12 protein-coding genes are annotated in these 11,227 nt (G+C 61.9%); 7 read left to right on the forward strand and 5 right to left on the reverse strand.

Annotated features, from left to right (window positions below; genetic code table 11):
* The first annotated feature begins 360 nt into the window (after positions 1-360).
* Positions 361-1,350 (forward strand): hypothetical protein, encoded by a 990-nt coding sequence (locus ACPYOP_RS19160; protein WP_481411921.1) that lies wholly within the window; start codon positions 361-363, stop codon positions 1,348-1,350.
* Positions 1,347-2,366 carry an MBL fold metallo-hydrolase gene (locus tag ACPYOP_RS19165; RefSeq protein ID WP_481411922.1) on the forward strand — a complete coding sequence of 340 codons (1,020 nt, stop codon included), beginning with the start codon at positions 1,347-1,349 and terminating at the stop codon, positions 2,364-2,366. Before ACPYOP_RS19160 ends, ACPYOP_RS19165 begins: the two co-directional genes overlap by 4 nt.
* Before the next feature lie 174 nt (positions 2,367-2,540).
* Here ACPYOP_RS19165 and ACPYOP_RS19170 read toward each other — a convergent pair whose 3' ends face one another.
* A complete protein-coding gene (locus tag ACPYOP_RS19170) occupies positions 2,541-2,984 on the reverse strand; it encodes an SRPBCC family protein (RefSeq protein ID WP_481411923.1) in 444 nt (147 codons plus the stop codon).
* 457 nt (positions 2,985-3,441) lie between these two features.
* On the opposite strand from ACPYOP_RS19170, the gene dapF reads away from it, so the two are divergent.
* From dapF to ACPYOP_RS19195, 5 genes are read left to right on the forward strand one after another with little or no spacing between them, the layout of a single operon-like run.
* Complete coding sequence (gene dapF / locus ACPYOP_RS19175) at positions 3,442-4,347, forward strand: diaminopimelate epimerase (protein WP_481411924.1); 906 nt, start codon at positions 3,442-3,444, stop codon at positions 4,345-4,347.
* Positions 4,344-5,618, forward strand: a complete 1,275-nt coding sequence (gene mtaB, locus ACPYOP_RS19180) for a tRNA (N(6)-L-threonylcarbamoyladenosine(37)-C(2))-methylthiotransferase MtaB (RefSeq protein WP_481411925.1) — start codon at positions 4,344-4,346, stop codon at positions 5,616-5,618. The genes dapF and mtaB overlap by 4 nt, the downstream gene beginning before the upstream one ends.
* A gap of 18 nt (positions 5,619-5,636) precedes the next feature.
* Positions 5,637-7,115: a signal recognition particle-docking protein FtsY gene (gene ftsY, locus ACPYOP_RS19185; RefSeq protein WP_481411926.1), complete on the forward strand. Its 1,479-nt coding sequence runs from the start codon at positions 5,637-5,639 to the stop codon at positions 7,113-7,115.
* Positions 7,112-7,843: a septation protein A gene (locus ACPYOP_RS19190; protein ID WP_481411927.1), complete on the forward strand. Its 732-nt coding sequence runs from the start codon at positions 7,112-7,114 to the stop codon at positions 7,841-7,843. The genes ftsY and ACPYOP_RS19190 overlap by 4 nt, the downstream gene beginning before the upstream one ends.
* Positions 7,840-8,430, forward strand: coding sequence for a DUF2585 domain-containing protein (locus tag ACPYOP_RS19195; protein ID WP_481411928.1), 591 nt, complete (start codon positions 7,840-7,842; stop codon positions 8,428-8,430). The genes ACPYOP_RS19190 and ACPYOP_RS19195 overlap by 4 nt, the downstream gene beginning before the upstream one ends.
* Positions 8,431-8,591: 161 nt before the next feature.
* Here ACPYOP_RS19195 and ACPYOP_RS19200 read toward each other — a convergent pair whose 3' ends face one another.
* From ACPYOP_RS19200 to ccmB, 4 genes are all read right to left on the reverse strand, one after another.
* Positions 8,592-9,203 carry a DsbE family thiol:disulfide interchange protein gene (locus tag ACPYOP_RS19200; protein WP_481411929.1) on the reverse strand — a complete coding sequence of 204 codons (612 nt, stop codon included), beginning with the start codon at positions 9,201-9,203 and terminating at the stop codon, positions 8,592-8,594.
* On the reverse strand, positions 9,200-9,373 hold the full coding sequence (ccmD, locus tag ACPYOP_RS19205) for a heme exporter protein CcmD (protein ID WP_481411930.1): 174 nt from the start codon (positions 9,371-9,373) through the stop codon (positions 9,200-9,202). The genes ACPYOP_RS19200 and ccmD overlap by 4 nt, the downstream gene beginning before the upstream one ends.
* Before the next feature lies 1 nt (position 9,374).
* Positions 9,375-10,136 (reverse strand): heme ABC transporter permease, encoded by a 762-nt coding sequence (locus ACPYOP_RS19210; RefSeq protein WP_481411931.1) that lies wholly within the window; start codon positions 10,134-10,136, stop codon positions 9,375-9,377.
* A 79-nt stretch (positions 10,137-10,215) separates the two neighbouring features.
* Positions 10,216-10,875, reverse strand: coding sequence for a heme exporter protein CcmB (ccmB, locus tag ACPYOP_RS19215; protein ID WP_481411932.1), 660 nt, complete (start codon positions 10,873-10,875; stop codon positions 10,216-10,218).
* Positions 10,876-11,227: the final 352 nt, after the last annotated feature.

Genomic DNA, 11,227 nt, shown 5'->3' on the forward strand with positions numbered 1-11,227 from the left:
TCGATCGCTTGGGATTTGGACTTGGCGCAACTTGCGCGGTTCCTCGCCCGAAAACGTCGTGCTTTTCCATGACGAAAACAAGACGCAAAGCCAAAAAGCACCCGAGGGCGCGTCGCGCTGTCGGGTGTTGACCTCCGGGATCTCTTTATACCTTATGGGTCCCGGTCGGTGGCTCGGAGGCTTGTGCTCGTCGCAGATTGCGGGCGATAAACAGGAAAAGGCCGGCAAAGTCAACCTAAGGCGGCCGAAATGCCTGAAATGCACGGATGCCAGCGTTATATCAATGTCGTTTGACCGTACCACCATCTTCCAATTGTTGTATCGATCCCCGCCATCAAGTGATTCCCGAGACAGTTCCGAATGAATGATGCAGCCCTGACCGATCTTCTCGCCGCCTGCCGGGCTTACGCCGGAGGCCGCGTCGACGCGCAATTCAATGCGGCGGCGCAGGTCTTCTATGCGACCGCCATGGCCCAACCGAAGATCATGGCGCGGGCGGCGCGTGAGCTCAGCCGCCTGCCGCCGCCGGGGGCGGCAGTGCTTGCCAATATGCTCGGCACCATCGTCGAAAAGGGTGGGGCGGTGGAACGCAGCGCTGCCGCCGTGTGGGAGCTCTACATGGCATGGCTGCCGCAGATCCATCGCGGCTTTGCCGGCCGCAAGGAGCTGAGCCCTAAGCAAAGACAGCTGCTGGATGCCTTCCAGCTGCTCGGCCAATCAGCGGTTTCGCATCTTGCCGCCATGCCGCGGGAACGCGAGCTCGCCGCCGGCAACAAGGCGCTGATGGCGCAGCTTACCGAGTTGCAGGATTATACGCCGGGTGCGGCCTGGGTCCGCCAGATGCTCCTGAGCCGAAGCGACGCCCTGCTGGTGCTGCATCTGCCGAGCCGCCAGGGTTTTCGCCTGCGATACGACAATATCGTCAACTGCTTTCATCTGTTCACACTGATCCAGGCGGCATTCGGCGAGACGCTCACCGGCGGCCGCGCCCCCAACAGATTCATCGTCGACATGGCGCGCTGCGTAACCGTGGCCGAAGACGGCAATGACGAGCCCTGGTGGCGCTATCAGACGGTACAGCCGGACCAACCGGAGCTGACGGAGATTTCCGGCGAGGCATCCGTCGAGACGATTGCCCGCATCGATGGCCGGCAGGTCATCCTGCTTTCGCCTCCGGCCGAGGGTGCCGCGCTCTGGGATACGAGCTTCTTCACGCCGCAGCTTTTTGCCATGCCGGCGAATGTCGTGCTCGAGGAGACGCTGACGGCGCGTGAGGCCGAGGAGTGGCTCGCCAGCATCGGCTTGCCGGTCGGTAAGGCGACAGGCGCGCAGGGAGCGGATAAGCCATGACGAGTTCAGCTCGCTCCAACAAGAGAGGCAATCCCTATTATCAGGGTCCGGTCTCCGATCATTTCGACGGTCAGCGCTTCTTCAATCCCGGCGGCGTCGCGCCAGGCGGTGCGTTCGACCTTTTGCGCTGGCAGTTCGGTGGCGGCCGGGTGCGCTGGCCCAATCCTGTCATCAGCGCCTTTCCTCCGGCCAAGCCCGACCGGCATGTGTTTGGCGAGCAGATGCGGGTGACCATGGTTGGCCATGCCTCGATGCTGCTGCAGATTGCCGGGCTGAACATCCTGACGGATCCGGTCTGGTCGGAGCGGGTCAGTCCGTTCCAATCCGTTGGGCCGAAGCGCGTGGTGCCGCCCGGCATCCGCTTCGAGGACCTGCCGCATATCGACCTCGTGCTGGTGACGCATAATCATTACGACCACCTCGATCTCGTCACGCTTGCGCGCCTGCATCAGGCGCATCGGCCTGACATCGTGACGCCGCTCGGCAACGACACGATCATCCGCCGCGCCGTTCCCGACGCCGACATCACCGTGGTCGATTGGGGTGATCGCATTGCCCTCAAGGCTGATGTTACGATCGATGTCGAGCCCTGTCATCACTGGTCGGCGCGCGGCATGCGCGACCAGCGCATGGCGCTATGGGCCTCATTCGTGCTCACCACGCCGGTGGGCAAAATCTATCATATCGGCGACACCGGTTTTCACGACGGCATCAATTATGAGGCCGCGGCCCGCAAACATGACGGTTTCCGCCTCGCAATCCTGCCCTTCGGCGCCTATGAGCCGCGCTGGTTCATGAAGGGCCAGCACCAGAATCCGGAAGAAGCGGTGAAAGGCATGAAGCTCTGCAATGCTGCTTATGTTGCCGGCCATCACTTCGCGACTTTCCAGCTGACGGACGAGGGCATCGATGCGCCGGTTCAGGCGCTGGATGCAGCCTTGAAGGTAGAGGGCGTGGCGCCGGATCGCTTTCGCCCGCTCAGGGCAGGCGAAGTCTTTGATGTTCCGGTTGGTTGAGGGGCGCCAAATATTCCCTTCTCCCCTTGGGGAGAAGGTGGCCCGAAGGGTCGGATGAAGGGGGTAAATCGCCTCGAATTCATTGGGTTCAGTGCCCTCGGGCAAGCCCCCTCATCCGCCTGTCGGCACCTTCTCCCCAAGGGGGGAAGGGGTTGCGTCGCGGGTCGCCGCACCTTACTCTTTGATCTCAGGCTCAACCAGTTTCGCCAGATTGATCAGCGATTCCTGCCAGCCGAGATAGCAGGCTTCCGGCGGAATGACATCGGGGATGCCCGCCTGGGTGATGTTGACCTCGGTTCCGACCAGGACCTTTTTCAAGGTGACGGTCACTTCCATCTCGCCGGGCAGGTTCGGGTCGTCGAACTTGTCGGTGTAGCGCACCAGCTCGCCCGGGATCAGCTCGCGGAAATCGCCGCCAAAGGCATGGCTTTCGCCCGTCGTGAAGTTGCGGAACGACATCTTGAACGTGCCGCCGACTTTTCCTTCGAAGTGATGCACGCTGCAGGCAAAGCCATTCGGCGGCAGCCACTTGGCAAGTGCATCCGCTTCGATGAATGCCCGATAGACTTTTTCCGGGCTGGTCGCCAGGACGCGGTGCAGGCGTATGGTATTCGGCATGGTCATAATCCCTATGGTTTTACGGAGTGGACGAGCCTAGGACGTGCGGGATTTCGGCAATCCGACACCCAAATGATTTTTTCTTAACATGAATTGCGTCAAGGCTCACCGACGGGATTTTCGCTGCGGCGATTTCGGAGATTCAATCGAAGGGCGAGCCACCCGCCTCGCGGTTCGAGATGGCCCTGCGGGCCTCCTCACCATGAGGCTGATCTTCGTCCCTTTTTGTCGCGAGAATTGATCTCTTGTGTTGCTCTCACATTTATTCGTTGCGCTAAAGATTATGATTACGGTAGCGAGGCCAACTCCGCCTCATCCTGAGGCGCGAAGCCTCGAAGGATCGGGGCGGCCCGGATGGCCCCGGCCGATCTTGAAAGGTCCCGTCCTTCACGTCCCACTGGTAATTCCCCCGCAATTCCGCCATATACAGCTCGAAAACACGGACGGACATGGCATTATGAGCAATACGGTCGAATTCGCGAGGATGAACGGGCTTGGAAACAAGATCCTGGTCGTCGACATGCGCGGCCGCAAGGATGTGGTGACGGCGGCGGCGGCGGTTGCGCTCAATGCCGATCCAGCGACCCAGTTCGACCAGATCATGGCGATCCACGATCCGAAGATTGAGGGCACCGATGCCTGGATCGATATTCTGAACTGCGACGGCACGAAGGCGCAGGCCTGCGGCAATGGCACGCGCTGCGTCGTGCAGGCGCTGGCGGCCGAAACCGGCAGACACGTCTTCACCTTCCAGACCGTCGCCGGCATCCTGAATGCCAGGGAGCATGAGGACGGCACGATCTCGGTCGATATGGGCGCGCCGGTTTTTGACTGGGACAAGATCCCGCTTGCCGAGGAATTTGCCGATACCAGCCGCATCGAGCTGCAGATCGGGCCGATCGACAATCCGGTTCTGCATTCGCCCTCTGTGATGTCGATGGGCAATCCGCATGCGATTTTCTGGGTGGACAAGGACCCGATGTCCTTCGATCTCGATCGGTTCGGCCCGCTGCTCGAAAACCATCCGATGTTTCCCGAGCGTGCCAACATCACGCTGGCGCAAGTGCTTTCGCCGACGCTTGTGCGCACCCGCACCTGGGAGCGCGGCGCCGGCCTGACGCTTGCCTGCGGATCGGCTGCCTGTGCGACAGCCGTCAGCGCCGCGCGCACTGGCCGCACCGGCCGCAAAGTGATGATCGACGTCGCCTCTGCGCCCGCGCCGGCCAAGCTCACTATCGAATGGCTAGACAGTAACGATCATGTCGTCATGACCGGGCCTGCCGAATGGGAATGGTCCGGCACCGTCGATCCGGTCACTGGCAGCTTCTCGCGCGATCCGGAGCAGGGGGCTCAGGCGCGGTGAGCGGGGTCGAAGTCATTACCTTCGGCTGTCGTCTCAATACCTATGAATCCGAAGTGATGAGGGCCGAGGCGGAGAAAGCCGGGCTCAACAATGCTATTCTGGTCAATACCTGCGCCGTGACGAGCGAGGCCGTGCGCCAGGCGCGGCAGGCGATCCGCCGGGCGCGACGCGATAATCCGCATGCCCGCATCATCGTGACAGGCTGCGCGGCGCAGACCGAGAAGCAGACCTTCGCCGAAATGGCCGAAGTCGATGCCGTGCTCGGCAATGAGGAGAAGCTGAAAAGTGCCTCCTATCGCTCCCTGCCGGATTTCGGCGTTTCGGCCGAAGAGAAGCTGCGCGTCAACGACATCATGAGCGTGCGCGCGACCGCGCCGCAGATGATCCGCCATATCGATGGCCATGTGCGCGCCTTCATCCAGGTGCAGAATGGCTGCGACCATCGCTGCACCTTCTGCATCATCCCCTATGGCCGCGGCAACTCTCGCTCTGTGCCGATGGGCGCCGTCGTCGATCAGGCGCGCAATCTCACCGAAAGCGGCTATCGCGAGATCGTGCTGACCGGCGTCGATGCCACGAGTTATGGCTCCGACCTGGCGGGAACGCCGACGCTCGGCCTGCTTGCCAAGACGCTGCTGAAGCAGATCCCGGAGATCTGCCGGCTGCGGCTTTCCTCGATCGATAGCATCGAGGCCGATCAGCATCTGATGGATCTCATCGCCGACGAGCCGCGCTTCATGCCGCATCTGCATCTGTCGCTGCAGCATGGCGACGACATGATCCTCAAGCGCATGAAGCGGCGGCATTCGCGCGCCGACGCCATGCGTTTCATCGAGGATGTGCGTCGGCTCCGCCCCGAGACGAGCTTCGGCGCCGACATGATCGCCGGTTTCCCGACGGAGACCGAAGAAATGTTTGCAAATGCCGTTGGCCTGGCGCAAGAGGCCGGCATCGCGCATCTACATGTCTTCCCTTACAGCCCGCGCCCCGGCACGCCGGCCGCCCGGATGCCGCAGCTCGACCGCGGCCTGATCAAGGAACGCGCCGCCCGCCTGCGCGAGGCCGGACAAAGATTGCACCAGGCCCATCTCGACAACATGGTCGGTACGCGGCAATGGCTGCTTGTGGAGAATAACGGGCTGGCGCATACGGAAAACTTCACGCTTGTCGCCGCCCCCGGCCTTCGGCCGCGCGACCTTGTGCAGGTCGCAATCACCGGCCACAATGGCAAGCACCTCGACATGCAACTTCTGGCCGCCGACGCGGCCTAATGCTTCAACGGACACTTCATGGCGCTCGGTTTCATCAAAAAAGTCTTCACTTTCGGCCGCGAAAAGCCGGCTGAGGAGCAGGCGCCTGCGGAGGTAGTTAAGCCGGATGTTGCGGCGCCGGAGCAGGAAGCTCCTGTTGTGGATGCTTCAGCGGCGCCCGAGCTTGTCGAGCCTGCGTCACCCCCCTCTGTCCCTTCGGGACATCTCCCCCACAAGGGGGGAGATCGTTTGGAGGATGCCGCGCCTGTTCAGCAGGACCAGCAACCGGCTGAGCAAGAAGAAGTCGTTGTTTCGCATGAGGTTGAGGCTTCCGAGCTAGCCGCAGACAATGATGTTGATGCTCTACCGGAGCCAATTTCCGGCACTGAAGCTGATGTGACCTCAGAAGAAACCACCGTCGAACCGATCTCCCCCCTTGTGGGGGAGATGTCCGACAGGACAGAGGGGGGTGACGAAGGTGCGGCAGATACGGACCTAACGTCGAAAGACAGCGACACCGCCCCCAACCTCCCCAAGGGCTTCTCCACCTCTGCGCCCGCTCCCATCCCCGAAGCCCCAAAACAGAAACTCTCCTGGTTCCAGCGCCTGCGCGCCGGGCTTGCGCGCACTTCGTCGCAGCTGACCGGCCAGATCACGGCGCTCTTTACCAAGCGCAAGCTCGACGATCAGACGCTGCAGGATCTGGAGGATCTGCTGATCCAGGCGGATCTCGGCGTCGAAACGGCAATGCGCGTTACGGATACGCTCGCCTCGGAGCGCTACGGCAAGGATGTCACCGGCGAAGATGTCACGCGCATCATGGCGCAGGAGATCGCCAAGGTCTTGACGCCGGTCGCCAAGCCCTTGCAGCTCGATCTCAGCCACAAGCCGCATGTCATCCTCGTCGTCGGCGTCAACGGCACCGGCAAGACGACGACGATCGGCAAGCTGGCGGCCAAGCTTTCGGGTGCGGGGCTGAAGGTCATGGTGGCCGCCGGCGATACCTTCCGCGCCGCAGCCATCGAGCAGTTGAAGATCTGGGCCGATCGCACGAAATCGGAATTCATCGGGACCAAGCTCGGCGCGGATGCAGCCGGCCTTGCCTTCGATGCCTTCCAGCAGGCCAAGGCCAACAAGAGCGACGTGCTGATCATCGATACGGCCGGCCGCCTGCAGAACAAGGCAGAGCTGATGGCCGAGCTCGAGAAGATCGTGCGCGTGCTCGGCAAGCTCGATCCGGATGCGCCGCATACCGTGCTGCAGACGCTGGACGCGACCACCGGCCAGAATGCGCTGAACCAGGTGGAGATCTTCCGCAACGTTGCCGGCGTCAACGGGCTGATCATGACCAAGCTCGACGGCACGGCGCGGGGCGGCATCCTCGTCGCCATCTCCGCCAAGCATAAGCTGCCGGTCTATTTCATCGGCGTCGGCGAGGGTGTAGATGATCTCGAGCCGTTCGAGGCCGAGGATTTTGCCCATGCTATCGCCGGTACGGGAGCTGTAAACAGCCAATGAACGACAAGAATGAATTCGATGACAAGTTCGATGACAGGAAAAATGCCGCAATGACGACCAGCGACAGCGATCTCACCCCAAGTGCTGCCGATAAACACCACCCGATGCTGAAGCTGGTGCTGGAACTCGGGCCTTTGCTGGTGTTCTTCTTCGGCAATCTGCGCGGCGAATGGCTGGTGCAGCATTTTCCGCAATTGGCGACGCTCGGTGGTCCGCTCTTCGTGGCCACCGGCCTGTTCATGGCCGCGACGGTGATCTCGCTCGTCGTCTCGAAAGTCATGCTCGGCCATCTGCCGCTGATGCCCTTCGTCTCGGGCATCGTGGTGCTGATCTTCGGCGCGCTCGGCATCTACCTGCAGAACGAAACCTTCATCAAGATGAAGCCGACCATCGTCAACGCCCTGTTCGGCGTGGCGCTGCTCGGCGGCCTTGCTTTCGGAAAATCGCTGCTCGGATATGTCTTCAATGCCGCCTTCCAGCTGGATGCCGAGGGCTGGCGCAAGCTGACACTGCGCTGGGGCATTTTCTTTTTCGTTCTGGCCGTGCTCAACGAAGTCGTCTGGCGCGGCTCGAACTGGTATTACCTGCCCGACGCCAAGGCGGCGGACAATCTTTGGGTGAACTTCAAGGTGTGGGCCACGATGCCGATCACCATCCTTTTCACCCTGTCGCAGATGCCGCTGATCATGAAGCACACGATCGAGCCTCCTACGGAAAGCGGGAAATGAGCGAAGCCATCGACGCCCAAAGCCGCTACCGGCGGCAGAGCTTCTGGTTCACCGCCTGTGCCGTCGTTCTGCTCGTGCAGATCGTCGCGGAATATATGATGGGTCGCGTGCCGATCTGCACCTGCGGCTATGTCAAGCTCTTCGAACCCGTCGTCAATTCCAGCGGCAATTCGCAGCATATTTCCGACTGGTACACGCCGTCGCACATCATCCACGGCTTCCTCTTTTTCGGGCTCACGCATCTGATCATGCGCGGCAAGCCGCTGTCGATGCGGCTCTTCGCTGCCATGCTGATCGAATCCGGCTGGGAGCTTCTGGAAAACTCTCCCATCATCATCAATCGCTACCGCGCGGCGACGATCTCGCTCGACTATGTCGGCGACAGCATCCTCAACTCGTCTATGGATGCGGTGTTCATGGTGGTCGGTTTCCTGTTCGCCTGGCGCGCGCCGGTGCTGGTGACGGTTGCCATCGCCATCTTCTTCGAGCTGCTCACGGGCTATTTGATCCGTGACAATCTCACGCTCAACGTGCTGATGCTGGTCTGGCCGGTCGATGCGATCAAGACGTGGCAGGGTGGGGTTTAGTTTTTACCCTCGCCCCATCGGGGAGAGGGTGGCGCGATGGCGCCGGGTGAGGGGGCGTTACCGGGAAAATGCCTTTGGCTTGTTGCTCAGGCCCGTCGCTGCTTCGCTTCTCGGCCCCCTCATCCGCCCTTCGGGCACCTTCTCCCCGAGGGGAGAAGGGATCAAGACGCCGATTTCCCCTGCGCCTTCGCTATCGCCGGATAGAGCCCTTCCTTCAGGCTGGTCGGCGTGAAGGGGCCGACCTGTTTGTAGAGGATCGTGCCGTCGGGGGAGACGAGGTAGGATTCCGGAATGCCGTAGACGCCCCAGTCGATGGCCGCCGAGCCGTTCGGGTCGATGCCGATGGCGTTATAGGGATTGCCGAGTTCGCCGAGGAAGCGCAGCGCGTTCTCGTTCGTGTCCTTGTAATTGATGGCCACGATGTTGAGCTCACCGTTCTTGGCGAGCTCCTTCAGCACCGGATGCTCGTCGCGGCAGGGAAGGCACCAGGAGGCGAAGACATTGACCAGCGTCAGCTTGCCCTTGATGGCATCATCGGTCAGCGCTTGAAGGCTGGAGCCTGCAAGCGGCGGCAGGGCCAGCTTCGGCGCCTTGGTGCCGATCAGGGCCGAGGGGATGGCGGAGATATCGGTGCCGTGCACTTCCTGATCATACATGACCTTGCCAACGGCAAAGGCGATGCAGGCAAAGACGATGAGCGGGATCAGCGCCAGTAGATAGCGCGCGGTGCCGCTCGATTTCACGCCATTCTTGTTGTCGGCATCCGCAGTCATTTCGCGTCGCCCTCGGGCGTATGCTGCGAGCGGCGGCGGATGCCGGAGGCTTCGAGCGCTGCCAGTTCGCGGCGGCGCAGGCGGCCGTCGATCCAGGTCCAGGCGATGACGGCGAGGATCATGATCGCGGTAAAGCCATAGGAGCCGTAAACGTAGAAGGGATGCGTCATGCTATTCCTCCCGGCTTGCCATGCGCGCGGCGATGCGGCGCTGCGCGGCGATGCGGCGGCGCCAGATCTCGTTGCGGATCGCCATCAGGTGCAGCGTGAAGAACAGCACGGTGAAGGCGAGCGCCATGATGAAAAGCGGCCGGAGGAATTCCGCGTCGATGGCCGGGCCGTCCATGCGCATGATGCTTTCCGGCTGATGCAGTGTGTTCCACCAGTCGACGGAGAACTTGATGATCGGAATGTTAATGAAGCCGACCAGCGTCAGGATCGAGGCGACACGGGCGGCCTTGGACGGATCGTCCATGGCGCGGTTCAGCGCGATCAGGCCGAGATACATCAGGAACAGGATGAAGACCGAGGTCAGGCGCGCATCCCAGACCCAATAGGTGCCCCACATCGGCTTGCCCCAGAGCGAGCCGGTGACCAGCGCGATCAGCGTGAAGGCGGCGCCGAGCGGGGCGGCGGTCTTGCCGGCGACATCGGCCAGCGGATGACGCCAGACCAGCGTGCCGATCGCCGACATGCTCATGATCGTGTAGCACATCATCGAAAGCCAGGCGGCGGGTACGTGAATATACATGATGCGGACGGTATCGCCCTGCTGGTAATCGCCCTCGGTCGTAAAGGACAGATAGAGGCCGATCGCGAAGAGCGCGGCCGAGACGATGGCCAGCCAGGGAATGAGACGCGCCGAAAACGCCAGAAACCGCGTGGGGTTGGCGAGGTCGGAAAATCGGCTGATCGCAGGGCTGATATCGCTCATGCGGCTTGTTTAACCCGATATGGCTTTTGCGGCAATCGACAGCATTGTCTCAGATCGACGAAACAGTATCTCATCGAGATCAATCTGTCGTGTTGCGCAGCGCAAGCGCTGCGGCGGCCGGTCCGATGACAGCGAAGAATAAGGTCAGCGCGATCAGGATCAGGAAAGGTGGCAGGAAGGGCTGCGGCCCTTCGACGGCGGCATAGGTGGCGCTGACGCCGAAAATCAGCACGGGAATGGTGAGCGGCAGCACCAGAATGGAAACCAGCAGCCCGCCGCGCGGCAGCGCCACGGCGACGGCGGCACCGACCGCGCCGATGAAAGTGATCGCCGGCGAGCCGACGAGCAGGGTCAGCGCCGTGGCAGCAATCGCCGTCTCGTTCATATTCATGAAGAGGCCGAGAAGCGGCGAGGCGATGACGAGCGGCAGGCCGGTCGCCACCCAATGCGCCGTGCATTTGATGAAGACCGTGAGGACCAGCGGCGTTTCCTGCATGACGAGCAGATCGAGCGAGCCGTCGTCGCGCTCGGCCTGGAACAGCCGGTCGAGGCCGAGAAGGCTCGCGAGCAGCGCGCCGATCCAGACGATGGCCGGGCCGATGCGTGAGAGAAGCTTGAGATCCGGGCCGACGCCGAAGGGAATGACGGCGACGACGGTGAGGAAAAAGAGGATGCCGATCAAAGCCCCGCCACCGGCGCGCACCGAAAGTCTGAGGTCGCGGAGGAAGAGGGCGGTCATGGACGGTGACTTTCAAAGTGGAGGGAGAGAGCGCCTTTCGCTCGGCTCAAGGCGCGAGAAGCGTTTGCTTCTCGCCACCCCCCTCTGCCCCTTTGGGGCATCTCCCCCACAAGGGGGGAGATCGGAAGCTCGCTGCTCGCTCGAAGCCACGCAACGGCTTCCGGTACTCGCAGACAATATTGAAGTTGCTTATGGCACGTAGCCGCCGCCCACGATCTCCCCCCTTGTGGGGGAGATGTCACGATAGTGACAGAGGGGGGTAATTCATCGCTTAGCGATGAGCCTCGCCTGAAAGAGATGTTATGAAGGTGCGCAGCACGAGGGGGGTATCGACTGTCTCTTATACACATCT

It is taken from the genome of Rhizobium sp. KNZ2-6A (assembly GCF_056755475.1).